This is a genomic window from Streptomyces formicae (assembly GCF_002556545.1).
Taxonomy (GTDB): domain Bacteria; phylum Actinomycetota; class Actinomycetes; order Streptomycetales; family Streptomycetaceae; genus Streptomyces; species Streptomyces formicae_A.
Genome location: NZ_CP022685.1, coordinates 8818488 through 8844780, shown reverse-complemented (window position 1 = coordinate 8844780; position 26293 = coordinate 8818488). Strand labels below are relative to the sequence as shown.

General features: G+C 71.0%; 32 protein-coding genes. 13 read left to right on the top strand and 19 right to left on the bottom strand.

Annotation, left to right across the window (positions count from 1 at the left end):
• Positions 1 to 59 precede the first annotated feature (59 nt).
• Positions 60 to 563, top strand: coding sequence for a cupin domain-containing protein (locus tag KY5_RS38050; RefSeq protein WP_098246469.1), 504 nt, complete (start codon positions 60 to 62; stop codon positions 561 to 563).
• Between the two features lie 65 nt (positions 564 to 628).
• Here KY5_RS38050 and KY5_RS38045 read toward each other — a convergent pair whose 3' ends face one another.
• The 3 genes from KY5_RS38045 to KY5_RS38035 all read right to left on the bottom strand — a co-directional run bounded on the left by KY5_RS38045 (position 629) and on the right by KY5_RS38035 (position 2217).
• Positions 629 to 1099 carry a GNAT family N-acetyltransferase gene (locus tag KY5_RS38045; protein ID WP_234363070.1) on the bottom strand — a complete coding sequence of 157 codons (471 nt, stop codon included), beginning with the start codon at positions 1097 to 1099 and terminating at the stop codon, positions 629 to 631.
• Between the two features lie 84 nt (positions 1100 to 1183).
• Positions 1184 to 1555, bottom strand: a complete 372-nt coding sequence (locus tag KY5_RS38040; RefSeq protein ID WP_098246468.1) for a hypothetical protein — start codon at positions 1553 to 1555, stop codon at positions 1184 to 1186.
• Positions 1552 to 2217 (bottom strand): TetR/AcrR family transcriptional regulator, encoded by a 666-nt coding sequence (locus KY5_RS38035; RefSeq protein ID WP_098246467.1) that lies wholly within the window; start codon positions 2215 to 2217, stop codon positions 1552 to 1554. The genes KY5_RS38040 and KY5_RS38035 overlap by 4 nt, the downstream gene beginning before the upstream one ends.
• A gap of 70 nt (positions 2218 to 2287) precedes the next feature.
• Here KY5_RS38035 and KY5_RS38030 point away from each other — a divergent pair, with 70 nt between their 5' ends.
• Positions 2288 to 2950 carry an O-methyltransferase gene (locus tag KY5_RS38030; RefSeq protein ID WP_098246466.1) on the top strand — a complete coding sequence of 221 codons (663 nt, stop codon included), beginning with the start codon at positions 2288 to 2290 and terminating at the stop codon, positions 2948 to 2950.
• 116 nt (positions 2951 to 3066) lie between these two features.
• Here KY5_RS38030 and KY5_RS38025 read toward each other — a convergent pair whose 3' ends face one another.
• The 6 genes from KY5_RS38025 to KY5_RS38000 all read right to left on the bottom strand — a co-directional run bounded on the left by KY5_RS38025 (position 3067) and on the right by KY5_RS38000 (position 9373).
• Complete coding sequence (locus KY5_RS38025) at positions 3067 to 4125, bottom strand: D-alanyl-D-alanine carboxypeptidase family protein (RefSeq protein WP_098246465.1); 1059 nt, start codon at positions 4123 to 4125, stop codon at positions 3067 to 3069.
• A gap of 130 nt (positions 4126 to 4255) precedes the next feature.
• Entirely contained in the window at positions 4256 to 5776 is a 1521-nt protein-coding gene (locus tag KY5_RS38020) for an FAD-dependent monooxygenase (protein ID WP_098246464.1), read from the bottom strand.
• A 162-nt stretch (positions 5777 to 5938) separates the two neighbouring features.
• A complete protein-coding gene (locus tag KY5_RS38015; RefSeq protein ID WP_234363069.1) occupies positions 5939 to 6394 on the bottom strand; it encodes a phosphotransferase in 456 nt (151 codons plus the stop codon).
• A gap of 62 nt (positions 6395 to 6456) precedes the next feature.
• Positions 6457 to 7350 carry an oxygenase MpaB family protein gene (locus KY5_RS38010; RefSeq protein WP_234363068.1) on the bottom strand — a complete coding sequence of 298 codons (894 nt, stop codon included), beginning with the start codon at positions 7348 to 7350 and terminating at the stop codon, positions 6457 to 6459.
• Between the two features lie 26 nt (positions 7351 to 7376).
• On the bottom strand, positions 7377 to 8297 hold the full coding sequence (locus KY5_RS38005) for a 4-hydroxybenzoate octaprenyltransferase (protein ID WP_098246463.1): 921 nt from the start codon (positions 8295 to 8297) through the stop codon (positions 7377 to 7379).
• 122 nt (positions 8298 to 8419) lie between these two features.
• Positions 8420 to 9373, bottom strand: a complete 954-nt coding sequence (locus tag KY5_RS38000) for a helix-turn-helix transcriptional regulator (protein WP_098247749.1) — start codon at positions 9371 to 9373, stop codon at positions 8420 to 8422.
• Between the two features lie 91 nt (positions 9374 to 9464).
• Between KY5_RS38000 and KY5_RS37995 the strand changes: the two genes are divergently transcribed.
• The 4 genes from KY5_RS37995 to KY5_RS37980 all read left to right on the top strand — a co-directional run bounded on the left by KY5_RS37995 (position 9465) and on the right by KY5_RS37980 (position 12077).
• Positions 9465 to 9833 carry a VOC family protein gene (locus tag KY5_RS37995; RefSeq protein ID WP_098246462.1) on the top strand — a complete coding sequence of 123 codons (369 nt, stop codon included), beginning with the start codon at positions 9465 to 9467 and terminating at the stop codon, positions 9831 to 9833.
• Positions 9834 to 9949: 116 nt separating this feature from the next.
• Positions 9950 to 10573 (top strand): helix-turn-helix domain-containing protein, encoded by a 624-nt coding sequence (locus KY5_RS37990; RefSeq protein ID WP_234363067.1) that lies wholly within the window; start codon positions 9950 to 9952, stop codon positions 10571 to 10573.
• Positions 10574 to 10653: 80 nt separating this feature from the next.
• Positions 10654 to 11508, top strand: a complete 855-nt coding sequence (locus KY5_RS37985; RefSeq protein WP_098246461.1) for a class I SAM-dependent methyltransferase — start codon at positions 10654 to 10656, stop codon at positions 11506 to 11508.
• A 20-nt stretch (positions 11509 to 11528) separates the two neighbouring features.
• On the top strand, positions 11529 to 12077 hold the full coding sequence (locus KY5_RS37980; RefSeq protein ID WP_098246460.1) for a GNAT family N-acetyltransferase: 549 nt from the start codon (positions 11529 to 11531) through the stop codon (positions 12075 to 12077).
• Positions 12078 to 12083: 6 nt separating this feature from the next.
• Here KY5_RS37980 and KY5_RS37975 read toward each other — a convergent pair whose 3' ends face one another.
• Both KY5_RS37975 and KY5_RS37970 read right to left on the bottom strand, forming a co-directional pair.
• Entirely contained in the window at positions 12084 to 12776 is a 693-nt protein-coding gene (locus tag KY5_RS37975) for a hypothetical protein (RefSeq protein ID WP_098246459.1), read from the bottom strand.
• 557 nt (positions 12777 to 13333) lie between these two features.
• Positions 13334 to 13786: a hypothetical protein gene (locus tag KY5_RS37970; RefSeq protein WP_159072702.1), complete on the bottom strand. Its 453-nt coding sequence runs from the start codon at positions 13784 to 13786 to the stop codon at positions 13334 to 13336.
• Between the two features lie 255 nt (positions 13787 to 14041).
• Between KY5_RS37970 and KY5_RS37965 the strand changes: the two genes are divergently transcribed.
• Positions 14042 to 14764 carry an alpha/beta hydrolase gene (locus KY5_RS37965; protein ID WP_098246457.1) on the top strand — a complete coding sequence of 241 codons (723 nt, stop codon included), beginning with the start codon at positions 14042 to 14044 and terminating at the stop codon, positions 14762 to 14764.
• A gap of 53 nt (positions 14765 to 14817) precedes the next feature.
• Here the strand turns inward: KY5_RS37965 and KY5_RS37960 are convergent, their stop codons facing one another.
• The 6 genes from KY5_RS37960 to KY5_RS37940 all read right to left on the bottom strand — a co-directional run bounded on the left by KY5_RS37960 (position 14818) and on the right by KY5_RS37940 (position 19647).
• Entirely contained in the window at positions 14818 to 15939 is a 1122-nt protein-coding gene (locus KY5_RS37960) for an FAD-dependent oxidoreductase (RefSeq protein WP_098246456.1), read from the bottom strand.
• Positions 15940 to 16045: 106 nt separating this feature from the next.
• Complete coding sequence (locus KY5_RS37955; protein ID WP_199843423.1) at positions 16046 to 16939, bottom strand: NADP-dependent oxidoreductase; 894 nt, start codon at positions 16937 to 16939, stop codon at positions 16046 to 16048.
• Positions 16940 to 17120: 181 nt separating this feature from the next.
• A complete protein-coding gene (locus KY5_RS37950) occupies positions 17121 to 17618 on the bottom strand; it encodes a hypothetical protein (protein WP_098246454.1) in 498 nt (165 codons plus the stop codon).
• Between the two features lie 266 nt (positions 17619 to 17884).
• Positions 17885 to 18661 carry an alpha/beta hydrolase family protein gene (locus KY5_RS42850; protein ID WP_234363066.1) on the bottom strand — a complete coding sequence of 259 codons (777 nt, stop codon included), beginning with the start codon at positions 18659 to 18661 and terminating at the stop codon, positions 17885 to 17887.
• Positions 18613 to 19080: a hypothetical protein gene (locus tag KY5_RS42845; RefSeq protein WP_234363065.1), complete on the bottom strand. Its 468-nt coding sequence runs from the start codon at positions 19078 to 19080 to the stop codon at positions 18613 to 18615. The genes KY5_RS42850 and KY5_RS42845 overlap by 49 nt, the downstream gene beginning before the upstream one ends.
• A gap of 198 nt (positions 19081 to 19278) precedes the next feature.
• Positions 19279 to 19647: a winged helix-turn-helix transcriptional regulator gene (locus KY5_RS37940; protein WP_098246453.1), complete on the bottom strand. Its 369-nt coding sequence runs from the start codon at positions 19645 to 19647 to the stop codon at positions 19279 to 19281.
• A gap of 93 nt (positions 19648 to 19740) precedes the next feature.
• Here KY5_RS37940 and KY5_RS37935 point away from each other — a divergent pair, with 93 nt between their 5' ends.
• A complete protein-coding gene (locus KY5_RS37935; RefSeq protein WP_098246452.1) occupies positions 19741 to 20580 on the top strand; it encodes an NAD(P)H-binding protein in 840 nt (279 codons plus the stop codon).
• Between the two features lie 45 nt (positions 20581 to 20625).
• Here the strand turns inward: KY5_RS37935 and KY5_RS37930 are convergent, their stop codons facing one another.
• Complete coding sequence (locus KY5_RS37930) at positions 20626 to 21429, bottom strand: maleylpyruvate isomerase family mycothiol-dependent enzyme (protein WP_098246451.1); 804 nt, start codon at positions 21427 to 21429, stop codon at positions 20626 to 20628.
• A 66-nt stretch (positions 21430 to 21495) separates the two neighbouring features.
• Here KY5_RS37930 and KY5_RS37925 point away from each other — a divergent pair, with 66 nt between their 5' ends.
• Together KY5_RS37925 and KY5_RS37920 are read left to right on the top strand one after the other, a co-directional pair.
• On the top strand, positions 21496 to 22083 hold the full coding sequence (locus tag KY5_RS37925; RefSeq protein ID WP_098247748.1) for an SUKH-4 family immunity protein: 588 nt from the start codon (positions 21496 to 21498) through the stop codon (positions 22081 to 22083).
• Between the two features lie 9 nt (positions 22084 to 22092).
• Positions 22093 to 22524, top strand: coding sequence for a VOC family protein (locus tag KY5_RS37920; RefSeq protein WP_098246450.1), 432 nt, complete (start codon positions 22093 to 22095; stop codon positions 22522 to 22524).
• A 108-nt stretch (positions 22525 to 22632) separates the two neighbouring features.
• On the opposite strand, the gene KY5_RS37915 is transcribed toward KY5_RS37920, so the two are convergent.
• Positions 22633 to 22875 (bottom strand): chaplin, encoded by a 243-nt coding sequence (locus KY5_RS37915; RefSeq protein ID WP_098246449.1) that lies wholly within the window; start codon positions 22873 to 22875, stop codon positions 22633 to 22635.
• Between the two features lie 266 nt (positions 22876 to 23141).
• Between KY5_RS37915 and KY5_RS37910 the strand changes: the two genes are divergently transcribed.
• Genes KY5_RS37910 through KY5_RS37900 form a run of 3 tightly spaced genes read left to right on the top strand, consistent with a single transcriptional unit; the run spans position 23142 to position 26292 of the window.
• The gene (locus KY5_RS37910; RefSeq protein ID WP_098246448.1) at positions 23142 to 24188 is read left to right on the top strand and encodes an iron-siderophore ABC transporter substrate-binding protein; all 1047 of its coding nucleotides are present in this window, start codon (positions 23142 to 23144) and stop codon (positions 24186 to 24188) included.
• Positions 24189 to 24196: 8 nt separating this feature from the next.
• A complete protein-coding gene (locus tag KY5_RS37905; RefSeq protein WP_418952849.1) occupies positions 24197 to 25234 on the top strand; it encodes a FecCD family ABC transporter permease in 1038 nt (345 codons plus the stop codon).
• Positions 25231 to 26292 carry a FecCD family ABC transporter permease gene (locus KY5_RS37900; RefSeq protein WP_098246447.1) on the top strand — a complete coding sequence of 354 codons (1062 nt, stop codon included), beginning with the start codon at positions 25231 to 25233 and terminating at the stop codon, positions 26290 to 26292. Before KY5_RS37905 ends, KY5_RS37900 begins: the two co-directional genes overlap by 4 nt.
• Position 26293: the final 1 nt, after the last annotated feature.

The window sequence follows — 26293 nt, the reverse complement described above, 5'->3', positions numbered from 1 at the left end:
CCATTTCGGCGTCAAAAGATCCCACGTTGAAACATGTTCCCGGAGTCTGGAGCACCGCCATGTCCTACCCCGCTCCCCGTTACCACGGCGACAAGGGCGAAGTGAACGCCTCCTTCCGCACCGCCGACACCCCGCCGGACCTCACCTCGCCGCGCGGCGACACCTACCGCTACCTCGCCACGCAGGAGTCCACCGGCGGCGAGTACGGCCTCTACCAGGTGGACCTCGCGGCACGGGCCGCCGGCGCCAAGACCCACTTCCACAAGGCGATGTCGGAGGCGTTCTACGTCCTGTCCGGCGAACTGGAGCTGTTCAACGGCGACAAGTGGGTGACCGGCCGGACCGGCGACTTCCTGTACGTACCGCCCGGTGGCCTGCACGCCTTCAAGAACGTGACCGACGAGCCCATGTCGATGCTCATGCTCTTCGCCCCCGGCGCCCCGCGCGAGGAGTTCTTCGAAAGGGTCGCGGAAATGTCCCAGCGAGGCAGCGAGGAACTCAAGGAGTTCCGCGTACGGCATGACAGCTACTTCGAGGACGACTTCCCGACCGGACCGGCGTAGCGAACTGCCGCTGCTCGCCCGGCGGTTCGCGAACAGCTCTTCCGCTAGGGGCTAGTGAGTGAGGGTCACAGGGGCCGGATCGGCAGCTCCAACGTTTCCTCAGGCACCGCGAAGCCCACGCGCCGATAGAGGGACGCGCTCCGTTCCGAGGGCCAGACGATCAAGGTGTCCAGGGGGTGGTGCCGTCCATGTCGGACGACTTCTTCCAACAGCGCCCTGCCGAGACCTCGGCCTCGATGCTCCGGGCAGACGTAGAAATTGGTGACGTAACCGAGCCGGTCCGCGTCGGCGCCCGGCTCGGGGACCTTCTCCACGTGGTTCAGGAAGACGTGGCCGCTCACCACGTCGTCGACCTCGACGACCCAGGCCGTCCACGTCCCCGTCAGCCGGGTGCGCATCCACTCGGCGCACGCACGGATGAAGAGCTCCTCCGCACCGCTCGGGCTCGGGTCGTCCTCCTGCTTGAAACGCCACCGCAGCCGCGCCAGAGCGGCGGCGTCGGTGACCTGTGCCTTGCGAACGGTGAACGTGGTCACGCCGCATTCTGACGTCTCGGGCGAGCAGGGCCGAACCGGCGCGAGCACCACCGCCGTACACCGGTCCACCCCCGGGAGGTCCCCTCAGGCAGGGACGAAGACGTCCGCCTGCGCCCCGTCCAAGATGAACCCGTTGTCGAAGCGGACCCGCACGCTCACGCGGGGCCCACGTTCCTGGAAGGCGGTCCACGCGGGTTCCAGAGAGTCGACCTTCTCTTCGAGCTGCTTCCTGCTCTCCGGGGGCATCCCGCTCCCGAACGCGTCCAGCAGCGACTTGAGCCGCTCGTACTCGCGCACCTCGTCGCTCTCGTCCTGGTGGCCGACCACCTGCTCGACGGTCCCGGCGGTGCCCGCCGCCAGGCACAGGAACCCGATGACGACCCCCGACACCTCGGCCGCGTCGGTCAGCCGGGTGTCCGCTGCCAGCACCACTCGCTGGCCCGCCTTCAGAGTCATCGGCTCCCCGCCTCCCCCGCGTCGGCCAGGTCCACCACGTCCGCGCGGCGCAGGAACGCCGCGACGAGGCGGTCGGTGAATTCCTGGTCGACGGGTTCCGCCGCCATCAGGACGCGGTGGTAGACCGGGCCCACGAGTTGGTCGATCTCCGCCGCCATGTCGAGTCCGGCGGCGAGTTGGCCGCGTGCCACCGCGCGCTCCAGCGGGAGCCGGTCGCGGCGGCGCTGTTCGTCGAGGTACCCGGACCGCAGGGCGGCGGCGAACGCCGGATCGTGCTGGGCGTGCCCGATGAGGGCCTTGAAGACGGCGCCCGCGTCGGACCGGGTGAGGAACAGGGCCAGTTGGCGCAGGTGAGCGCGCAGGTCCTGGGCCAGGTCGCCGTGATCCGGCGGAGTCAGGGCTTCGGCCGCGTCCTGGAGGAAGGCGTCCAGGAGGACGTCGGTCTTGGTCTTCCACCAGCGGTAGACGGTCTGTTTGGCGACACCCGCCCGGGCCGCGATGCCCTCGATGGTGACGCCGGTGAAACCCTTCTCGACCAAGAGGTCGTCGGCCGCCTCGAGCACTGCCTGCCGGGCCTGCTCGCTGCGGCCGTGCCTGTTGCCGTGGTGGCGCGCCGCCGGTGGTGGCCCGACCGCCGCGGCGGCCGTACGTCCTCGTCCCATGTCTGCCTCCTGGGGCCAGAGTAGGCCAGAACTTCTAGACGCTACGCAACGGTGCGTCTAGCCTGGCTCCATGGCACCCACCAACACCCTCGAAGACCCCCGCGTCGCTTCCGCCCTCGACCGGATGTTCCGGCATGCCGAGCAGGACGAGGCGACCAGCAGGCGGATCCGGGAGGCGCGACCCCAGGGATTCGCGCCCCACGACCCGCAGGAGCAGGCCGACGCCAAGGCGGAGGTGTACATGCCGATCTCCGCACAGGGCGGCCGCCTCCTCTACAACCTGGTCCGGGCCGCCCGCCCCGCCACCGTCGTCGAGTTCGGCACGTCCTTCGGCATCTCCACGCTCCATCTCGCCGCCGCGGTGCGCGACAACGGGACGGGGCGGGTGATCAGTACGGAACTGAGCACCGCCAAGGCCGCGGCGGCCCGCCGGACGTTCACCGAGACGGGGCTCGACGACCTGATCACCGTCCTCGAAGGAGACGCCCGCGACACCCTCGCCGCGGTCGCCGAGCCCGCGGACTTCGTCCTCCTCGACGGCTGGAAGGACCTGTGCCTGCCCGTCCTGCGCATCCTCGAACCGGGCCTCGCACCCGGCACCCTCGTCGTCGCCGACGACGTCGACCTCGAAGACCTCGCGCCCTACCTCGACTACGTCCGCGACCCCGGGAACGGCTACCAGAGCGTCACGTTCCCCGTGGAGGACGGGATGGAGATCAGCTGCCGCCTCTAGACACGTACGACGCCACCACGACGGAGAGCCCCGGCCCGCCCGCGATGACGAGGTGCGGGCGGGCCGGGGCCCGGTGTTCACGTGCGTACGCGCTCAGTTCCTGCGGCGCCGGTCGCTCAGTGCGCGAAACCCCAGTCGAGGATCTTGGTGGCGTCCTCGAAGCGGGTCTTGTCGGTCCCGAGGACCGCGCCGACCAGGGTGCGGTTGTCGCGCTTGGCGGCGAAGACGAAGGAGTAACCGGCCTCCGGGCCACTGCCGGTCTTGATGCCGAGGGCGCCTTCGTACTTGCTCAACAGTTCGTTGGTGTTGTTCCAGGTGTAGTACCGGGTACGGCCATTGGCGGCCGGGGCCTCGGTCTTGAACTGCTGCCGCTTGACGACGTCCGCGAACACCGGCTGCAGCATCGCGCGCTGGCCGAGCTTGGCCATGTCGCGGGCGGTGCTGTGGTTGGCGCCGTTCGAGATGCCGTCCACGGAGTCGAAGTGTGTGTTGGTCAGGCCGAGTTGCTGCGCCTCGGCGTTCATCTGGTCCACGAAGTCGGCGATCCGCGCTTCCTCGGTGCCCCCCTTGCCGAAGTTGTCGGCGAGGGCCCTCGCGGCGTCCGCCCCCGACGGGATCAGCGCGGCGTGGAGCAGTTGCCTGACGGTCAGCTTGTCGCCGGTCTGGAGGTCGGCGGTACTGGCACCGACCCTCGCGACGTAATCCCGGTACTCCTGCTTCACCGTGATCTGCCGGTCGAGGGACTCCGGGTGTCTCAGCACCACCAAGGCGGTCATGATCTTGGTCGTGCTGGCCATCGACACGGCCTCGTCCGCCTTGGCCCCGGCCCACAACTCCCGCTCCTGGCTCCCGTCGCGGGTGTCGAGCAGGAAGGCGTGGTCGGCCTTGACGACGGGGTCGGTCCGGTCCTCCACGTCCGGCGCGCCTTGCCCCTGATCCTGCCTCTGCCCCTGCCCCTGCCCCTGCCCGACGGGAGCCGTGGCCTCGCCGTGCCGCGGAGCGGCCTGTCGGCCGGTCTCGTCGACATCGACGGAGTGCGGGGCCTGGGTGGTCGCCGCCTGGGCGAGACCCCCGGCAGTGATCGGCAGGACGGCCCCGACCAGTGCGACCGTCGCGATCCGGGCACCGGTGCGGTGCATCCGGTTGGGGCGGGCGTGTCGGGCGTGGGAGCCCATGGGCACCCCTCTCTCCGGCGCTGGGGAACGCCGGGCTTACAGTGTGAACTCGTTGCCCTCTGAACCTAATTGTGTGCAGATGGCCCATGTCAAGATCGTTCTGTCATAGCCGGGTAACAGGATCGACCGCTCACGCTCGCGGGCGGCCGAACCAGCGGGAGACCTCCCGTTCGAACGCGTCCACCGCGAAGTCGGGGCCGTCGGCCCACGCGACGGTGCCGTCCGGGCGGACCAGTACGGCCCCCAGCCCGAGGTCGTCCTCGGGCGCCCCTGCCACATGACGGAGTCGGCTCCCCCAGCCCGCCGCCGGTCCGCTCAGCCGTTGGTCGGCACTGAAGTCGAGGACGACGCCGCGTCCGTCCCGCATCAGCTCGCCGAGGTACGTTCCGTCACCGAGGCGGAATTCGGGGGCGTCGCGGCCCGTCAACGGGTGCGCGCCGCCGAGGGGGTAGCGGATCGACGCGCCTGACAGCCTCTCGAAGACGTACGTCGTCCCGTCCCGGGTGCCGAGCAGGTCACGGACCACGCCCTGGATCGCCTGGGAGTGCCGGTCCGGCTTCATGATCGACACCTGGGCGCGCGACCAGTCGAGCACCCGGGCACCGATCGGGTGGCGCTCCTTGCCGTACGTGTCGAGGAGCCCGTCCGGGGCGTGCCCCCGCACGGTCGCCGCGAGTTTCCAGCCCAGGTTCACGGCGTCGCCGATACCGGTGTTCAGGCCCTGGCCGCCGAGCGGCGAGTGGATGTGAGCGGCGTCGCCCGCGAGGAGGACGCGGCCCTGCCGGTACGTCGTCGCCTGCTTGGCCCGGTCGGTGAAGGTGGAGACGAGCCGGACGTCGCTCAGGGTGACGTCGGTCCCCGACACGCGGCGCAGCACCGCCTGGAGGTGGTCGCGGGACGGCGGCAGCGAGCGGTCGAACGCGCCGCCGTCGAAGTCCATCATGGCGATGTGCCCCTCGGCGGCCATCCGGACGTACATGCCCGTCGGCGTCAGAGTGATCCCGGGGCGCAGCTTCTCCGGGTCGTCGAAGGTGCCGATCACGGTGTACCCGGTGAACTGCGGTTCGGTGCCCGTGAATGCGAAACCGGTCAGGCTTCGCACCGTGCTCCGTCCACCGTCACAGCCGACGGCCCAACGCGCCTCGAAACCGATCTGTCCCGCGGACACGACCACGTGGTCCTCGTCCTGCGTGACCGCGTCCACGGTGACGCCGCGCCGGATGTCGACGCCCAGTTTGGCCGCGCGCTCGGACAGCAGTGACTCGAGCGCCTGGAGGCTGATCATCATCAGGCCCTCGGCCGGGTTGGGCAGCCGGAAGGGCAGGGCGGCCGTGTCGATCTTGTCCGCATCGAGCATCATCCCGGCGAAGTGGCCCACCAGACGCGGCCGTGACGGCTCGTCGGCGTCGACGCGGACGCCACGTCCGTCGAGGACGAAGCACGCTGACACCAGTTCGTCCAGCAGCCCCCGGCGGTAGAACGCCCCGACCGAGTGGCCGAACAGGCCGCGCGTGCCGAGCGGTTCCTCGCGCCACGGCGATTCCTGCTCCGACTCCTTCTCCAGGACCAGCACGGAACAGCCCGCGAGGCCGAGCTCGCAGGCGAGGAAGAGACCGACAGGGCCCGCGCCCACGATCACTACGTCGTGCATGAGACATCCCCTTTCCCGAAGTCACCGCCGGGTGGCCACCCGGCCGGACCTCTCGAAAGGTGCCAGCCCCCACCGACACGGGACCGACACGGCGCCGACAACCGACGACAGGCCACCGACAACGCGGCGTACGGAGCTGGGGGATGACGGCGGGCGCCTGCTTCAGGCGAAGGCCGGGTCGCCCACTGTCGTGCAGAAGCCGAGGTCGAGCACCGCGACGGGGCGGCCCTCGGCGTCGACGTGGATGTTGGGCGGGGCGAGGTCACCGTGGATCGCCGCCACCGGGGCATCAGGGAGCGACCGCAGTGCCTTTCGCGTGCGCGCGACCCCCGCCTCGAAGTCCGGCACGTGGGCCGCGAGCGCGTCGCGGAAACAGTCGTGATCACGCCACAGCGGACCGTCGTCGCCCCGCACGGTCAACTGCCGCATGGCGTCGGTGCCGGGCACGGGGGCCAGGGCGCGCAGAACCGCGAGCAGCGCGTCGACGTCCCGTACGGGGAGCTCACGTTCGTGCGTCACCAGGACGCCATCGTGGTCCTCGACGTCGAAGATCTCCGGGGTGGCGAACGGCAGAGGGCGCCGCGCGATGTCCGCGTACCCGCGATCGGCGAAGTACACGAGCCACGTGTCCCGCTCCGCGGGGGAGCTTGCGGCTGTCGGACGTCCCGAAGACTCCGGCGTCAGCCCTGCCCCACCCCCGCAAGACGTCCCCGTGCGGCCGCCTGGATCTGGGAGGGGCCGAGCCCCCACTGGAGGGTGCGTCCCACGGCCGTCGCCAGGGGGCGGTCCCAGCCGGAGCGGACGAAGGCCGGGCGGTGGATGCCGAGTTCGGTGCGGGCCCAGTCGGGGAGGAGTCCGACCGAGGCGCTCGTGAGCAGGCCCGCGACCAGCCGCTCCCGGCGGGTTCGTCCGAAGCGGCGGAGGAACAGCACGGAGTCCAACGCGGCTGCGGTGGCGTGGAGTTGGGGGCGGGCACGGTTCAGGTAGCGCTCGACTTCGCGGGACGTGCGGGGTACGTCCCGTGCGCCCAACGCCTCGGCGACAGGGGCGACTTGACGGTAGTAGGCGTCACACTCGGCGGGCGTCAGCCGGAGCGCCCGGGGAGCGTAGGTCTGGTGACCGGCGAGGAAGCTGCGCACCTCCGCGGTGTGCACCCAGGTGAGCAGGTCGGGGTCGTCCGCGCGGTACGGCCTGCCGTCAGGGGCGGTCCCGTGCACCCGGGTGTGGATCCGCCGGATGAGGTCGATCACCTCGCGAGCGGCAGCTGCGGAGCCGAACGTGGTCGTGGTGATGAACCGTACGGTTCCGTTCAGCCGCCCGACCGGATCGGCGCGGAAATCGGAGTGCTGGTCGACGCCCGCCATGGCCAGCGGATGCAGCGACTGGAGCATGAGCGCGGCGAACCCGCCGGTGAGCATCCCGGTGGCGTGCCCGTGCACCCGCCACACCGGGTCCCCCGGCGCGATGCCGAACAGTCCGGGATCGCCGGGCGGCCCCGCGTACCGCTCCAGCTTGAGATCACCGCCGTGCATGGTCGCCGTGAGTTCCGCCGCGATCCGTTCCCGCAGTCCCACCAGCGCCTCCACGCTCCGTGTCGCCCTCAGCCGAGAGTACCGACCCGCCCGGCGAGCACGGCCACGAGGACAAGGAGTCCGCACAGCGGGTTGGTGGCGAACGCCCGCCCGCAGGCCGCGACGTCGGCAGGGTCGGCCCGCCACACCTGCCAGCCCAACTGCCCCGCGACAACGCACAGTCCGGGCCAGTACAGCGGCCCGAGCCCGGCCACGGCCCCGAACCAGGCGAGCAGCACCAGGCACCCCGCGTACGCGCCTCCCACCAACACCCGGCTGCGCCTTCCCAGGAGCACGGCGGCCGACCGCACCCCGGCCCGCACATCGGCCTCCCGGTCCTGGCAGGCGTAGATCACGTCCGTCCCCACGGACCAGCAGATCATCGCCCCGTACAGCACCCCGCCCGCGAGCCCAATCCTTCCTGTGAGCAGGACGTACACCAGGGGCACCGTCCAGTTGATGGTGAACCCCAGCCACACGTGTGGCCACGGAGTGACCCGCTTCATCAACGGATACACCGCCGCGAGGGGCGCCCCCGCCGCCGCCCACACCACGGCCTCCACGCTCCAGAAAGCCATCACCAACGGAGCCGCGGCCCCCACCACGACGGACAGCACCAGCGCCCGCCCTGCCGTCAGCCGCCCGGAGGCGACGGGCCGCCCCGCCGTACGCGGCACCTGCGCGTCGAACCGCGCGTCCAGCACGTCGTTGAGCCCACAGGCGGCCCCTCGCGACAGCACCCCGTACACCAGGAGCAGCACCCCGAAAAGGCCCCCGTCCCGAGGCCCGGCGAACGCCGCCAGCGCGATCCAGCCGGGCACCACCAACAGCCAGGCCCCCACGGGCCGGTCCAGCCGCAGCAACTCCAGATACGGCCGCGCACCTGCGGGGGCCCGCCCGACCAGCCGGGCGGCACGCCTTCGGACCGGGGCCTGTAAGTCGACGATCATTCCGCTTCATGCCCCTTTCCAGGGGGTCGCCTCGCATGCCCAATCTACGGCCCGAAGATCACCTTCAGAGGCGGGGGGGGACGGGCCAGCGCCCCGGGCGACGCACAAGAGCCCGTCGTCCGCTAGGAGTTGGTCTCCAGGATCTGCGCGGCCAGTCGCCGGATGTGCTCCCGGGCTTCCTCGGGACCGGTCACGGTGACGCTCGCGCCGAACTGCAGGAGCAGGCGTACGTCTTCCACGTCGCGGCCGGTGACCGTGATGGCCACGCGCCCACCGCGCGCGCTTTCAGTGTCCTGGACCGCCAGTCTGCGGCCGAGGACGCGCCGTGCCAGGCCGAGGCGGTCCGCGTCGAGTTCGGCATGGATCCGGAAGGTTTCCGGGTTCTCCCAGCGGGCCGTCAGTTCCGCCGCGACGCCGTCCAGGGTCGCGTCGGGACGCAACCGGCGGGCTGCCCTCATCGGCTCCCAGCCGATGAGGCGTTCCAGCGCGTGGAGCCGGGGGCGGCCCTCCACGTCCGCCACGAGGTACCACCTCCCGGCCTTGGCCAGCAGGCCGTAGGGGTCCACGACCCGCCAGGCGGCCTCGGTCTCCTCCGAGCGTCGGTAGGAGATGCGCAGCCGGACTCCGCGCCGGAGGTCACCGACCAGCGCCGCGGGCGGCATGCCCGCGGCGTCCCGGAAGAACCACGGTCTGTTGTCGGTGGTGACGACCGCGCTCAGGGGCAGTGCACCGGTGCTCGACGGGCGCAGCCCCGATCGCACCTTCAGGTCCGCGCGCCGGGTGTCGGCCGTGGCCCCCAGTTGTTCGCGTTGAGCGTCGTCGAGGCCGTGGAGGGCGAGGTGGTCCCGTTCGTCCGGAGTGAGCCGTGACGTGTCGAGCACACCGCCGGGGAGAAGCGTCACTCCGCCGAGGCGCCCGCGCTTGATCAGCAACGGGAAGCCCGCCTCCTCCAGCCACCGCAGATCCCGGAGGACCGTACGGACGGAGACCCCGACCTGCTCGGCGAGATCGACGGTCGTCATGGTCTCCCGGGACTGCAGCGCCAGCAGGAGCGAGAAGAAGCGATCCGGGGTCACGGAACCGAGGATCTCAGAAATCGTGACGGGATCCGTCATGATTAACAGGCACGCTCCAGGTGTTCGGAAAGACCGACCCAAGGAGTGCGCGATGCCAGCCCCGATTGTGTTCATCGTCTACGTCAACGACGCCCGCGCGGCCGCCCGTTTCTACGGGGACCTGCTCGAGCGCGAGCCCAGCTTCGACACCCCGGAGTACCTCGCCTTCGATCTCGGCGACGGCGCGGACCTCGCCGTCTGGAGCGGGGCGTTCGACGGCAGCCTGACCCCGGAGGTGCCCCGCACGAGCGAGGTCTGCCTCACCCTCGACGGGGGGCCCGACGTGATCGACCGCCTCTTCGAGAAGTGGGTGGCGAAGGGGGTCCGCGTGGTCAGCGAGCCGAGCGACGCGGTCTTCGGGCGTACGTTCGTCGTCGCGGACCCCGACGGCAACCTGATCCGGGTGGCTCCCGTCGACTGAGGTCGGCCGGGAGGCAGGATCACGCTGGGCGGCCCGGATCGGGCCGCCCAGCCCGTGCCACACGGCGGACGGGAGCCCGGCGTTGCGGTTTGCGCCCAGGGCCTACTCTGTTGCCCATGACGCAAGACGACGGGCAGCTGGACGGTCTCGTACGCAAACGGATCCGCGCGCTGCGGGTCGCGCAGGGCTGGTCCCTCGAAGAGCTGGCCGCGCGCGCCCACCTCAGCCAGTCCTCACTGAGCCGCATCGAGAACGGCCGTCGGCGGCTCGCCCTTGACCAGCTCGTCACGCTCGCACGCGCCCTGGACACCACTTTGGACCAGCTCGTGGAGAACGCCGCCGACGATGTCGTCATCAGCCCGACGATCGACGGCGCTCACGGCCTGATGCGCTGGCCCATCAAGAGCGACCCCGGCATGAGCGTCATGCGTCAGCGGATGACCGAACCGCCACCCGACAATCCCGCGCGCATGCGGGCCCACCCCGGCCGCGAATGGCTCGTGGTCCTGTCGGGCACCGCCATCCTCATGCTCGGCCACCGTCGTTTCCGCATCGAGACCCACCAGGCCGCCGAGTTCCCCACGATGATGCCGCACGCCATCGGTTCCGAGGGCGGCCCGTGCGAGATCATCGGGATCTTCGACCGGGACGCCCGCCGCGGTCACCAGCGGGAAGCCGTCGACCACGACGATCAGGGCGGTCCGGGGCTTCCGGCCCGACAGGTGCCGGATCTTGCGTGACGGGCAGCGTACCGAGCCATCTTCTTGCGTAGGACGCAAGGCTTGATGCCCATGGCGCATGCCCTGCTTAAGGTGGCGGCATGACCCAAGCGCACCAGCACACGCCCCACCACGGCGCCGACCACCAGGACAGCGCCCAGGCGGAGATCCTCGACCTGGACGCCGAGGTGCTCGCCGAGCACATCGCGTCCATCACCGCCTGGCTCCCGCTGAAGACCACGCCCCGCCAGATCGTGGATCTGGGCTGCGGCACGGGAGCGGGCACGTTCGCCCTCCTCGACCGCTTTCCCGAGGCGCGGATCACCGCGGTCGACACCTCGGCGAGCCATCTCAAGGACCTGCGCGAGAAGGCGTGCGCCCGTGGGGTGGGAGAACGCGTGCGCACCGTGCAGGCCGACCTCGACGACTCCGTGTGGCCCGATCTCGGTACACCCGACCTGGTGTGGGCCTCGGCGTCGATGCACCACATGGCCCGGCCCGACCTGGCCCTGCGCGGTGTCCACGACATGCTCGCGCCCGGCGGCCTGTTCGCCGTCGTCGAACTGGACGGCTTCCCCCGCTTCCTGCCCGCGGACGCCCCCGAGGACCGGCCGGGCCTGGAGGAGCGCTGCCATGCCGCGACCGAGAGCTTCCACGCCGAGCACGTGCCGCACCGCGGCGCCGACTGGGGGCCGATGCTGTCCGCCGCCGGATTCCTCGTCGAGGACGAGCGCAGCGTCGTCGTGAACATCGAAGGCGACCGCAGCGAGGCGATCGGCCGCTACGCCCGCGGCAGCCTGCAGCGCATCCGCGGCACAGCCGCGGAGACGCTCGGCGCCGAGGACCTGGCCGCGCTCGACGAACTCCTCGACATCGACGGTCCGCGCAGCATCCTGCGCCGCGAGGACCTGGCCGTACGCACCGAACGCACGGTCTGGGCCGCACGCCGCGCCTGACGTGCGCTAAGTTCCCCGCCATGGCTGAACCCGGTCAAGTCGCCTGGCCGCCCGCCCCGATAAGGACCGAACGCCTCGTGCTCCGCGCGTCCGAGGCCCGGGACCGAGCGGCGTTCGTGGAGCTGTTCGCATCGCCGGAAGTGGGCACCTACCTGGGCGGCCCGCGGCCTCGCGACGAGTGCGAGCGCGCGTTGCCCGAGACGCCCGGGAGGCGGCCCGGCCTCTTCGTGATCGAGCTCGACGGCGCGATGATCGGCACCGTCGAACTCAACCGACGCGACGCGGAACGTCGCAGTCAGGTGCGCCCGGATGCCGGAGAGGCCGAACTCGGCTACCTGCTCCTGCCGACGGCATGGGGACACGGCTACGCCGTCGAGGCGTGCGCGGCGGCGCTCGCCTGGTTCGCCGACGCACGGCCAGGCGAGCCGGTGGTGCTCTGCACCCAGACCGCCAACCACCGCTCGATGCGTCTCGCGGCGAAACTGGGGTTCACCGAGGTGCGGCGGTACGAGGCGTGGGGCGCTCAGCAGTGGATGGGCGCCTGGTCCCCGGTCACGCCGTCCGGTTGAGCCTGCTCATGACCTCTCGCTTCGAGCGGCGAGCGTGGGCAGCAGGGCGCGCGGGGAGCGGCGGGCCAGCGGCAGAACGACGGCGCCGAGTACGAAGCCGTAGCAGGCCACCAGGCCGTGGCCGTTCTCCTGGGCCAGCCACATCGTGAGCCCGGCCACCGGCACGCCCACCGCCATGAGGCGCGCCTTGGGATCGGTGCTCGACAGCACGAGCCCCGCCGCGAGCGTCGCGGCGAGGAAGTACGTCGCGCCGGAGCTTCCCGCGAAGTTGCGCGGGTCCGTGCTCGGGGCGCTCTCGCCGAAGAGCGCGTCGATCCGCTGCGGCAGCAGAATGCCGCCCGCGAACAGCGCGAGCATCAGCGGCCCGCCCCAGAACCATTGCGCCAGCGCGGCGATCACCGCGAGGGTGGCGATGTTCCAGACGGTCCCGAACACCCCGCCGTTCTGCATGAACACCGAGGTCACCACGCGCCACCAGCCGGGTTCGTGCGGGTCGCCGTCCAACGTGTCCATCGCCCCCGACCAGCTCAGCTGGAGCACCACCGCGCCGACAGCGACGGCCGCGAGCGCGAGGGCCGCGTAGGGAACCGGCCGCTCACGGACGTCACCGTCACCGATCAGGAGCATGCCGCTCTTGAACATCAGCACCATCAGTGCGGCGGTCGTCAGGTTGAAGACAATCGCGCCCAAGCAACTCATCCCCCGATTGAAAGGCCCTGGTCACAGGCCGGTGATCATTAAAAGAGACCACGACACTCGCATGCGCGGAGGGGGTCGAGGGCAATGTGCGGGCATAGATTCGTGGCACATTCCGTCAAGGGCGAGGGCGCGGCCACCCGTCGGCGGTAGCGTCGCGACAGGGGTCGTACCCGGTTCTGAAGGTGTGACCCCGGGATGGGGACGGCCGTCACCACACGCGTGATGACGGCCGTCGGGTGCGCGTGGGGCACGGCTCCCCCGTGACCCGCGCGCGGGTTGCCCTCCGCCGTCGGCCGGGAGCGGGAGTTCCGAGCCGGGCGCACAGGAGGGCGGCGGTTGGGGCCGCACAGTCGGCGATGCGGCCCCAACGGGTCTCGGACGACACGAATGTGTGCAGGCTCGGGTCCAGGAGCCCGGGAGAGGAGCAGCGGTCGGTAGCAACACGGCCGAGCTTCGCTCCGTCAAGAGATTAGAACGCCACCGGGTTTGATCGGTAGTTCCCCTGTCGCCTCGGCTCTCATCGGCGTGTCGCCTCAGCTCTCGTCGGCGAGGGCGGGCTACAGGTCCCGGCAGATCCCGCGGGCCTTGTCCAAGTCCCGTTTCGCGGCGGCGTCGAAGTCGAAGACCCTGGCGTGGCGCTCCTGCGAGCGGCGGATCGCCTGGGCGAGCGGCTCGTACCGCTCGTCGCCCGCGGCGGCCGACGCCGAGAAGGCTCCCGCCGCGGCGTACCGGTTCACCGCGATCTCGCCGGTCGGGCCCTTCTCCGTGTACCGCGACTCGTCGAATCCGTCGAGCGCCTCGCACGCGGCGTGCGCGTCGGCAGCCGCCGTCCCGCTCTCCGACGTCGTACCGTCGCCGTTCAGCGCCCACGCCGCGCCGACTCCCCCGCCCCCGATGACGAGGCCAACGGCCAGCCACACGGCCGCGGTCGCGGTTCGGCCGCGTGATCGCGCGGTCGCCGTCGGGGCGGTGGGTGGGGGCGGGGCGGGGTGGTCCTGCTGTGGCTGCATCCGGCCAACATAATGCGGCGCCTTCTCGGGTCCGGCGGCGGGCCGCAGGGTAGGCGCCGGGGGCTCGGAGTATGGCGTCGAGAAATTCGTTGGCGGGCCTTCGCGCCTGCTGCTACTTTCCTGGAGGCCGTGCGAGAGAAGAGGAGGTGGTACCCGTGAACGTATCGACGTGGGTGCTCTCCTCCGGGGTCACGGTCGGACGATAGACAGGTCGTCCGGGAGCGCCGTTCCTGTGCACTCCCGAAAGGCACGATCATGCAATTCACTTCCGAACAACGCCTCGACGACGGCATCCTCGAGCGCGAGTTCACCCTCGGCGAGATCCCCGGCACCCTGTGGACGCCTGAATCCGCCGCACCGACCCCGCTGATCCTGATGGCCCACAACAACGGACTGCCCAAGGCGCAGCCCCGGCTGGTGGCCCGGGCCCGGCACACCGCGTCGTACGGCTACGCGGTGGCCACCATCGACGCCGCCGGATGCGGTGACCGGCCCCGTTCCGCCGCCGACGAACAGGTCCGCGCCGAGCTCCGCCGGGCGATGCAGGCCGGTGAGCCGGTCGACGAGATCTTCGAGTCGCTCATCGGCCCCCTGGTCGAGAAGGCGGTCCCGGAGTGGCGGACCACCCTGGACGCCCTCCTCACGCTGCCCGAGATCGGCGGCCCTGTCGGGTACTCGGGGTGGACCGCCCTCGGCATCCACCTCGCGGCGGTCGATCCGCGCATCGCGGCCGCCGGCTTCTTCGCCGGTGGCTTCGTACCCCGCGCCCAGCGCGAGGAGGCCCGGCAGGTCACCGTTCCGCTGCTGCTCCTGTTGCAGTGGGACGACGAAGGGAACCCCCGGCAGCGGGCCCTTGACCTGTTCGACGCCTTCGGCAGCAAGGAGAAGACGCTGCACGCCAATCTGGGCGGACACGTCGGTACCCCGTGGTTCGAGGTGGAGGACGGGGGCCGGTTCTACGACCGTCACCTGAAGTAGGACCATGAAGCCGCCGTCGAGCAGGGGCGGGCCCTCCTCGACGGCGGTGGCGGTCACGTCAGCGATTCTCGGCCGGTGAAGAAGGCCATCATTTCCTGGGGCGTGGGGTGGTGCGCGACCGCGGCGGCCGCATCGGCGCTGCGGGGGAACAGCTCTCGCTCGTACGCGGCGAGGGCCGTCTCGACGTCGCCGGGGTGGGCGGCGATGGCCTTGCCGAGTTCGGCACCGTCCAGCATGGCCAGGCCCGCGCCTGCACCGTTGGGCGTCGAGAGGTGGGCGGCGTCGCCGAGAAGCGTCACCCCCGGCACCCGGTCCCACCGGTGCCCGACCGGCAGTGCGTGAAGGGGGCGCAGGACCGGAGTCGTGCTGCCCTCGGTGATCAGGGCGGTGAGTTCGGGTGCCCAGCCGTCGTACTCCGCCGCGATCCGCGCGGTGGCCGCGTCGGCATCGGTGAAATCGATGGTGTCGAACCAACTCCGCGGCTCGGCCAGGGTGATGTAGGCGTGGAGGGCCCCGCCCCTTTCCCGGTGGGCCACGAGCCACTTCCCGTTCCCGTCCGGGTCGAAAGCGACGAGCGTCCCGCCGCCGACCGCTTTCGCGGTGGCCGGGTGGCGGGTGTCGGCGTCGAGCAGGTGGGTCTCGACGAAGGACCGGCCGACGTACGCGGGTGTGGCGTCGGAGAGCAGCGGTCGGACACGTGACCATGCGCCGTCCGCGCCGACCAGGAGGCGCGTGTCGACGGCATGGCCGTCGGCGAAGGTCACCTCGTGGCGGCCGTCGGTGAGGGCACGGACGCCGGTGACCTTGTGGCCCCATCGGACGGTGCCCTCGGGGAGCGCGTCGAGCAGGATCTGCCGGAGTTCGCCGCGCTGCACCTCGGGGCTCGCGCCCGTGCCGTCGTCGGCCTTCTCGAACAGGACGGTTCCGTCGCGGTCCATGAGCCGTATCGCTTGGCGGCCCTCCAGGATGAGGACCCGGAACTCGTCCATCACGTCAGCGTCTTTGAGCGCGAGTTGACCGTTGTCTTCATGGATGTCGAGCATCCCGCCCTGCGAACGCGTCGTCACGGAGGCGTCCGCCTCGTAGACCGTGACCGGGATGCCGTGGAGGTGCAGGACGCGGGCCAGGACGAGGCCGCCGAGTCCGGCGCCGATGATGGTGACAGGAGTGTGCATGGGGCTCCTTGTGTCCTTCTGTGTCGCACACGTATCGGCCGGGTCCGGCAGGCCGCCGCGTGGAAGGCGGCCTGCCGGGCCGTACAGCCGGGCAGGAGACGGCCGTTCAGATGACGATGACCCGCCGCCCCCGTGTGTGACCGGCCTGGCTGTCCACGTGTGCCGCCGCCGCGTCGGCGAGCGCGTACGACTTCTCGACCGGGATGTGGAGCTTGCCCCGCGCGATGAGGTCGACGGCCTCGGCGAGCGCGTCCGGCACGCTGCCCGCCACGCCGGAGAACCGAACGCCCAGGTCCGGCGCCCCCAGATCGGCGATGGAGATCACCCTCCGCGGATCTCCTGTCAGCTCGACCAGTTCACGGATCACGCCCGAACCGGCCAGATCGAGCGCGGCGTCCACGGTGCCCAGTGCGCGCACCCGCTCCACCCAGCCGTCGCCGTACGTGGTGGCGAGGGCGCCCAGGTCCCGCAGATACTCCAGGTTCGCGGCACCGGCCACGCCGATCACCGTGATGCCACGGTCACGGGCGATCTGCAGGACCGCCGAACCCACTCCCCCGGACGCGCCGCTGACCAGCAGCGTCTGCCCGGGCCGCACGCCGCTCTCACGGATGACGCGCAGCGCGGTCTCCACCACCGAGGGGTACCCCGCCGCCTCCTCGAACGTCAGCCCCTCCGGCATCCGGGCCCACGCCGAAAGGACCGCCAACTCGGCGTAGGTGTCGACTCCTTCGCCGAACACCCGGTCGCCGACCTCGACCCCTTCGACTCCCTCGCCGACCTCGTCCACCACTCCGGCGGCGTCCAGGCCGACCCCGGCGGGCAGGTCGAGCGGGCGGACCTCGCGGAACTGGCCTTCGCGGATCCTCCAGTCGACGGGGTTCACGCCCGCCGCCCGTACGGCGATACGTATCCGGCCCGGGCCCGCGTGGGGCTCCTCGGCAGCTATCAGGTGCAGGACGTCGGGGCCGCCGAACTCGGCGAAGCTCACTTTCTTCATGCCGATGACCGTAGCACTAACAGTTAGCTTTTCGGTATCGCTAGTTTTTTGAAGTTGTTAGGCATGCGGCGCGGCCCGCTGGGCACAAAGCAGGCGGTGCCGGAGCATCACGCTCCGGCACCGCCTCAGTCCTTCATCGGGCCCTTGATCAGCCCCTGGTCAGCCCGTGACCAGCCCCTGGTCACAAACCGCAGCCGAGCTTCTGCGTCGCGGTGATCTTCTTGTGGCTGTCGTCCGGGTAGCCGATCAGGTCGACGTCGATGACGCTGCGGAACTCGTGCACGCCCACGTTGTAGGTGCACTTGTACGCGGCCGCCGTGCGCTTGCCGCTGCCGCCGCCCGAGTAGACGTTCTTCGCCTCCTTGGTGAGGGTCTTCCACTCACCCCCGCGCTTGACCTGGAGCCACACCGTCACCTTGGCCTTGACGCCCCTCGCCGGGCCGCTCAGGTTCTTCCACCAGCCGTGGGCGTTGATGTGTCCCCGCACCGTGTGCGAGAAGTGGACGTTGTCGCCCAGGGTCTGAAACGCGCCGACGCCGGAGCCGGCACGGCTGGACGTCGCGGAGGCGACGCTGCGGTACTGCTGCGTGTCGGAGCCCGCGGCATGGGCCGGGACGGCCGCACCGACGGCGAGCAGAGTGGCCAGGGCAGCGGAAGCCGCCCCCGTACGGATACGCACGTGGAATTCCCCCAAAGAATGTTCGGTCGCGGCGCGTTCGCCACGACGTTGGTCCGCGTCGCAGTCTAAACGCCTGGTCACGGGCCTATCATCGGTGGTCGTCCGCGGAGTCCAGTTGGGTCAACTTGGCTTCGATGACCGGTGAACAGGAGTCAGGTGAACAGGGGCCGCCGGGTAGCCAGGGGCAGTACGACCTCCTCGCCCGCACCCGCGAGTTGCTGCTCGGCTGAGAACCGGCCACTCAGCAGGAGGCGACCCTGACGCGGTCACGAGCTCCCGAGGAACGCCACCTCAGGGAACCGCCGCGACGGCCCTTCGAGCAGGCGCCCCCTTCGGTGGCGCAGGTGCAGGTCGAAGAACGCCGACGGGTACGCCTGCTGGATGCGTACGGCACGATCCGGATCCAGCGTGCCGATCCAGTCGCCCAGCTCCTCGTCGCTCATTCCCACCAACTTCGCCAGTTGGGGGATGAGCACCTGGTTGTCGCCGTACGAGGAGTGGACGGCTCCCTGGGCCCTGATGTCCAGCCGCCAGCCGCGCAACCGCTCCCAGAACGCGGCGACATGGGGATCGTCCTGCCGGGGGAACGTGGCGGTCATCATCATGAAGGGCCGGTCGAGGTCGCCGGAGACGAGGGGTTCCATCGGGGCGTCGAGGCTCAGCCCGGCCCGCACCCGCGGATCGGCGGCCATGACGTGGGCGGTCGCCGTCCCGCCCTTCGACCAGCCGAACACGCCGATGCGCCGGGTGTCGAGCGCACCGGCAAGGTGCTCGGGCAGCGGCGGTCCTTCGCTGCCTGGACCGCGCCCCTCGGCGAGGTCCTCGACGCGGTCCAGGACGAAGCGGATGTCCGCGGCGAAGTCCGCAGGCCCCATCGCGTGCTGCGGGTCCCTGGACGGGACGAGGACGCGGCCGTCGGGAAACTCGGTGAACGCGTCGTAGGTGTGGTCCACCGTCACCACCGCGTAGCCCCGGCTGGCCAGTTCCTGCACGATCACCGTGTGGTCCGCGCGGTGGCTGTGCGCCCCGTGCGAGAACACCACGACGGGCAGCCCCCGGTCGCTCCGCCGCGCCGGGGCTCCCTGGTGACCGGCGGTGAGCGGGACCGTACGACATCGGGGGCGAACCCCGAGGCGGCGAGCAGCTCCCGCAGTGCGCCCTCGGTCATCCACGGCGCCCGCGGGTACCGCTCGACGTCCCGGGCGGGATACCAGAGGCTCGTCATCAGGTCCCTGCGCCGCCCGCCGGGACCCACCGCGCCGCGCAGCCGCAACGCCACGGTGCCCACCGGGTGCGGTCCCGTGGGACGGGGCAGCGTGAGGCGCGCCGGGGCCGGGTCACCGGTGGCCGAGCGTGCGGGCCCGGCGAGACCGAGCGGCACGGCCGCTCCCGCCGCCAGCGCGGCCGTCAGCAGCCGACGGCGCCCGAAACCTCTCCGACTCTCGAACGGTGTGAACGTCACGGTGTCTCCCGGGTCTCCTGGACGAAACCGGGCCCGACCGACCTGACCTTCACCGACGGGCCCGCTGCCACGCACCGGCGTCTTCTGCCACCGCCCGTACGCATGACAGGAACGCTGTCACCCGGCGCTCCCGCGCCGCATCCGCCCGCGGAGGACAATCACCACGCCGCCGTCAGCCCTCGGTTGTACGCCCTGTGCCTAGGCCGACGAGCGGGACAGCCGCTCCGTGATCCGGTCGAACAGCTCCGTCACCGGCTCGCCCAGGTGCTGACCGAACTCGGTCAGTCCGTACGTGACTTGGGGCGGTGTCGTCGGCTCGACCTCGCGCCAGACCAGGCCGTCCTCCACCAGCGCGCGCAGGGTCTGAGCGAGCATCTTCTCGCTGATGCCCCGGATGCTGTCGCGCAGTTCGTAGAACCGAAGGTCGTTGCTCCGCAAGGCGATCAGGACCCAGATGCCCCACTTGCTGGTCACGTGGTCGACCACGTCGCGCGCCGGGCAGTCGGTGTGAAACACCTCATACCCGGTGCCCGCCTCACCCTGCGTCAACTGCGCGCCTTCATCCATGTCGGGAGCTTACCTCTGGGTATGTCCTTACGGAAAGTAAGCCCCCCCTCCTAGCGTCACCTCCCGTAGCGCACAACCAACTAGGAGCAGAACATGATCGTGGTGACCGGAGCTACCGGGAACATAGGCCGCCCTTTGACGCAGGCCCTGGTCGAGGCGGGCGAGCAGGTGACAGCGGTGTCGCGGCACGCGGCGACAGTGCCGGACGGCGTGCGGCACGTGACGGCCGACCTGGCCGAACCGTCGAGTCTGGCAACCGCGTTGGACGGGGCGAAGGCGCTGTTCCTCCTGCTCTCCGGCGACCTCCACTCCCCCGGGGCCAAGCCGACCGACATCATCGACCTTGCCGCGGCCCGCGGGGTCCGTCGGGTCGTCCTGCTGTCCTCGCAGGGCGTGGCGACCAGGCCGCTCGGCGCGTCGCGGGTCGCGATGCGTGCGGTGGAGGACGCGTTGCGCGCATCCGGCATGGACTGGGTCCTGCTGCGACCGGGCGGCTTCGCCTCCAACGCCTTCGCCTGGGCGGAGTCCGTCCGCAGGCGAGGGACCGCCGCGGCGCCGTTCGGTGACGTCGGGGTGCCGGTCGTCGATCCCGCGGACATCGCCGAGGTCGCCGCGGCCTGCCTCGTCGACGAGCTGCACAGCGGCGCGGTGTACGAGCTGACCGGCCCCGAGGTGATCACACCGCGTCAGCAGGCGGAGGTCATCGCCGAGGCGCTCGGCTCGCCGATACGGTTCCACGAACTCACCCGCGACGAGGCCAAGGCCGGGATGGTCCAGGCCGTTCCCGCCGAACTCGCCGACGACACGCTGGACATCATCGCCGCCCCGAACCCCGACGAGCTGCGGATCAGCCCGGACGTGGAGCGCGTCATCGGCCACGCCCCGCGCCCCTTCGGCGACTGGGTGGCCCGCAACGTCGCCGCTTTCCGTTGAAGGTCTGCCGCTGCTTGAGGGGTGCACCGCTAGAGGGGTGCACCGCTAAAGGGGCGGCACCAGTTTGAAGTACCGGTCCAGGAGCGAGACGTCGCCGCGTACCCCCAGGCCGTCGGTGGGGATCCGGTGCCACAGGAAGAGCGCCAAGTCCGATGCTGTGGCCGTCAGCTCGACCTCGCAGCAGCCGCTGCCCTGGTTGAGCAGGACCTCCTCGGGATCCGTCTGGACGACCCAGATGCGGAACCCGTCCGCCTGTTTGAACCGCAGCCGCTCGCCCTGCCCGGCGGGGGCCGTGCGCCAGGCACGACGGGCGGGTGCCATGACCTCGAAGGTGTGAGTGACGGCCTCCGCCGCCAGGTGCCGTTCGATCGGGCGGGCGGCACCGATGGCGTGCTCGGCGTCCCAGCGGTGCACGGCCGCCTCGATGGTCCCCGTCCGCTGCCAGAACCCGACCGTCTGCTCCCTCGACCAGGACCACACCGGCTCGGCGGGATCCCGTACGGCGAACAGCTCGGCCAACGCGGTGGCCCCCTCGGTGAACCAGTCCACGAGCGCCGAGGGCAACGGGCCCCGGTTCGGGGCCCGTTCGGGGTCCGGCCAGCCCGCGCCGACGGCGGGCGGGCGGCGGGCGGCGGGGTCGAAGCCACGCGGCGGTTCGCGCAGCCCCTCGGTGATCACCCGCATCGTCTGCCGGTGCACCGAGCCCAGGTGGAACATCAGGTCGGTGACCGACCACCCGGGGCACGACGGCACCAGCGGCACCCCGTCGCTCGCGGACTCCTCCGCTGCCCGGCGCACCGCGATCTCGAACGCCCGGGTCTCACGGCGGAACTGGGCGGCGTAGTCCATGCCCCATGCTCTGACCGCCGTCCTCGCGGACGCAACCGACTTGGAGAGATGTGGCACCCTTCCCCCGTGCTTTTCCACGTCACCCACAGCAAGCCGGCCGCCCTCTTCGGCGAGGACCGGCTCGCGACCCTGCCCGCCACCGCCTTCCCGCCCGCCGCCTCGGACACCGGGGGCGCCCGCCTCCTGGGGACCGTCGGCGTCCCGACCGGGACGCTCTCGCTGCGCGAGCCCGACGAGGAATCCGGCCGACTGCCCCTGGTCCAGGACGTCGTCGACACCGAGGACTTCGAGGACGCCCCCCAGGACGCGGGCGCATGGCCCGTCATCGGCTGGCTGCTCAACGCCCATCTCGCCCTCGACCCCGGTTCCGGCAAGGTGTACGCCTTCGACGCCGACGAGGAGACCGCGCGGGAACTCCACGCGGACGTCTCCTCCCTCATCCAGGTCACCCTCCAATTCCAGCGCCTGCTGGAGGAGTTCACCTTCGGCGGGGAGGACGACGAGGAAGCCGACTTCGAGCGCCTGGAGCACGAGGTCGAGCGTGTCCGCCAGGAGACGAGCGGCATCGACCCGCTGCCCTTCCAGGACGACGAAACCCTCTGGTCGGTGATCGCCGACGAGATCGCCGCGGGCCAGCGCTTCACGCACCACTAGGGTGAGCCGATGACATCGATCAAGCAGGTCCAAGTCACCTTCGACTGCGCGGAACCCGCGCGCGTCGCTCGCTTCTGGTGCGAGGTGCTGGGGTACGTCATACCGCCGCCGCCCGAGGGGTTCGCCACGTGGAGCGATTTCGATCGCACGCTGAAGCCCGAGCACCGGGGTTCAGCGGCCTGCGTCGATCCCACGGGCGTGGGTCCGCGGCTGTTCTTCCAGCGCGTCCCCGAAGGCAAGGTCGTCAAGAACCGGCTGCACCTCGACGTGCGGGTCGCCACCGGGCTCGTGGGGGAGGAACGCGTCGCCGCGCTCGAGGCCGAGTGCGCACGGCTTATCCCGCTCGGCGCGGTACGCCTGGAGCTGCTCGTCGCCGACGGCGACTACGAGTCGTGTCTCCTGATGCAGGACGTCGAGGGCAACGAGTTCTGCCTCGACTGATCCCTTTCGACCGATCCGTCTTGGCTGAGCGGACGCGCCCCCGGCACCCCTGTGCGAACGTGACGTCCGCACAGGGGCGTAGCGGCTCCGGCGTGCGGAACCGGCCTGTCAGCGGCAGGAGTTGCCGAACGCGGGATTCAGCAGCCCGATGATGTCGACGCTGTTTCCGCAGGCGTTGAGCGGCAGGTCGATCGGGGCCTGGAGCACGTTTCCGGAGACCACGCCCGGCGAGTTCTCCGCGACACCGACTGCGTCGGCGCCGGGACCGTCGTCGGCGACCGCGGCTCCCGCGCCGCCGAGGAGGGCGGCAGTGGCCAGGGAGGCGGCGGCTAGAGCGGTACGGATGCGCATGGGAGTCCTTACTTCGGTTGCGTGTGGACATCTACGCCCTCCCCCAGCGACGCGTCGGAGTCACGGGGGAGGCGCGAAAACCACCCGGGAAGCCGACGGAGAACCCACATGCGGGTGAGCGCAGCGAATGATCCCGAACCGCCCCACCCGGAGATCAACGTAGGTTAGGCTCACCTAACATTCCTCTGGACGTACGACCTTGCCCGCCCGGTCCACCCGCCCGGCAGCAGGGCGTCGTCGTTCCTGCCCGCAACGAAGGACCCGTCATGCCCGCAGTGTTCACCGGCCCCCACCGTCGTACGCTTGGCGCCGCCGCGCTCGCCGCCTCCCTCTGCCTGCTGGCCGCGGGGTGCGGAGGCTCGGACAAGGAAGACAAGTCCTCCGGAAAGACCTCGGGAGACGGGGCGTTCCCCGTGACGATCAAGAGCTCGCTCGGTTCGGCGACCATCGAGTCCGAGCCCCGGCGGATCGTCACGCTCGGGCAGGGTTCGGCCGAGACCGCCATCGCGCTCGGCACCGTCCCCGTCGGCGTCGAGAGCTACGCGTGGGGCAGTGACAAGACCGGCTATCTCCCCTGGGTCCACGACGCGGTGAAGAAGTCGGGCAAGGAACTGCCCAAGCAGTTCAAGGGCGGTGAGGAACTCGACATCGAGGCCATCACCGAGCTGGAGCCGGACGTGATCCTCGCGCCGTGGTCGGGCGTCACGCAGAAGCAGTACGACATCCTCAAGGACATCGCTCCCACCGTCGCCTACCCGGACAAGGCGTGGAGCACCGACTGGGACCAGCAGATAGAGATCGTCGCCAAGGCGCTCGGGCAGCCGGAGAAGGCCGAGGACCTCACCGGCAGGATCGACAAGCAGCTGTCCGACGCCGCGGCCACCCGGCCGAAGTACAAGAACGTCAGCTTCTCCTACATCTACACGTCGGGCCCCGGCACCCTCGGCGTGTTCAAGCCCAAGGAGCAGCGCGTCGAGATGCTCTCGAAGCTCGGCCTGAAGGTCGACCCCGTGGTCGACACCTTCAAGGAGACGGAGGGCACCGACTCCGCTCTCATCGGTCTGGAGAACGCCGACAAACTGTCCGGCAGCGACCTGGTCTTCACCTTCTACGCCGACGACAAGACGCGCAAGGAGATCGAGAAGCAGCCCCTCTACGCGGCCATCCCCGCGGTCGACAAGGGCGCTCTCGTGCACAGTACGGACCAGTCGTTCGTGACGGCGTCCTCCATGATCAACCCGCTCACCGTGCCGTACAGCATCAAGCGGTACCAGCCGATGATCGACGCCGCCATCGCCAAGGCCGACAAGTAGTCGCCCAAGTGACCACGAACACCGGCCTGTTGCCGCGCTCCGTCCGCGTACGCCGGCGGAGCGCGGCCCGGCTCTCCCTCGCCCTGACCTTCTCCCTCGCGCTGCTGGCCTGCGCCCTGCTGGCGAGCGTGATGTTCGGCAGCCACAGCAACTCCCCCGGCGACGTCTTCGACGTGCTCGGCGGCGGTGGCGACACCTATCTGCGCACGGTCGTCGAGAGCCGCTACCCGCGCACCGTCCTCGGCGTGCTCGCGGGCACGTGCCTGGCCGTCGCGGGAACCCTGATGCAGGGCATCACCCGCAACCCGCTGGCCGAGCCGGGCCTGTTGGGGATCAACGCGGGCGCTTCGGCAAGCATCGTCGCCGCCACCGCGTACCTGGGCGCGTCCGGACAGAGCGACACCATGTGGTGGGCACTGCCCGGCACGTTCCTGACCGCGCTGGCCGTCCACGCCCTGGGCACGGCGGGCGGCCTCGGCGGTCCCGCCCGGCTCGTGCTGGCCGGGGCCGTGCTCTCCGCGGTGCTCACCGCGTTCATCCAGGCCGTGACGCTGAGCCATCCCAAGGTGTTCGAGACCTACCGCTACTGGGTCGTCGGGGCCCTGGGCGGCCGCGACTTCGACGTCGTCCGGTCGGTGCTGCCCTTCGCCCTGGGCGGTCTCCTCATCGCCGCGCTGCTCGGCCCGCGCCTCAACGCCATGGCGATGGGCGACGACACCGCGACCTCGCTCGGCACCAAACCGCACCAGGTGAAGGCGGCCGGGCTGCTCGCCGCGACCCTGCTGAGCGCCGCGGCCACCGCGGCCGTCGGACCGATCGCGTTCGTCGGCCTGGCCGTACCCCATCTCGTACGGGTCCTGGTGGGCACCGACTTCCGCTTCCAGGTGCTCTTCTCGGCGCTCCTCGGCCCGTCGCTCGTCCTGCTCGCCGATGTCGTCGGACGTGTCCTGCTGCGACCGCAGGAACTCATGGTCGGGGTCGTCACCGCCTTCATCGGCGCTCCGGCCCTGCTGATCGCCGTCCGCAAGATGCGGGGGACCTCATGACCACCACGGACTCCAGGCCGACCCGAACCGCCCGCCGCACCACGCTGCGGATCGGCGGACAGGTAGCGATACCCGTACGCCGCAGGACCGCGGCCGCCGCTCTGCTCATCCTCGTCCTGCTGGCCGTCGCCGCCGTCGCCACCCTTCACCTGGGCCGCCTCGGCATCGAACTCGCCGATCTGCCCTCGGCCTTGACCGGCGACGCGTCCGGCATCGACGCCTTCGTGCTCAACCGGCTGCGCGGGCCCCGTCTCGTCGTCGCGATCGGCACGGGTGCCGCCTTCGGCCTGTCGGGCGCCCTGTTCCAGTCGGTCACCCGCAATCCGCTGGGCAGCCCCGACGTCATCGGCCTGGGCGCGGGTGCGGGAGCCGGTGCCGCCACCGTCGCCCTGCTGTTCCCCGACACGGTCCCCGTCCCCCTGGGGGCGCTCGTCGGGGCGCTGGTCGCCATGGGCGTCGTCTACGTCTCCACGGGCAGCGGGTTCCGCAGTCCAGGACGCCTCGTCGTGGCCGGTATCGGCGTCGCGGCGATCGCCACGTCGCTCACCCAGTACGTCGTCTACTCGATCGAACGCGACAAGGCGACCTCGCTCACCGCGTACATCAACGGAAGCCTCACCGCCCGCTCCTGGGACGACGCCACCACCATCTGGCTCGTCCTCGCGGTGGCGCTCCCCTTGGCCGCCCTGATCGCCCGGCCGCTGGCCATGGGCGAGATGGGCGACGACCTGGCCACCAGCATCGGAGCCGCGCCGGCCCGCACCAAGACGCTCGCCGTCCTGCTGTCCATCGCGCTGTCCGCGGGAGCGGTGAGCGTCGCGGGCCCGATCGCGTTCATCTCGCTGACCGCTCCGCAGATCGCCAAGCGGATCAGCCGCGGCAGCGGACCGCATCTCGTCCTGTCCACGCTCCTGGGCGCGCTGCTCCTGGTCGCGGCCGATCTGACCGCCCAGCAGCTGCCCCTCTTCGACGACCTGCCCGTGGGCATCTACACCCTCGCCCTCGGCGGCGCCTACCTCGGCTACCTCCTTGCCAGGGAGTGGCGCGGGCAGCGCTGAG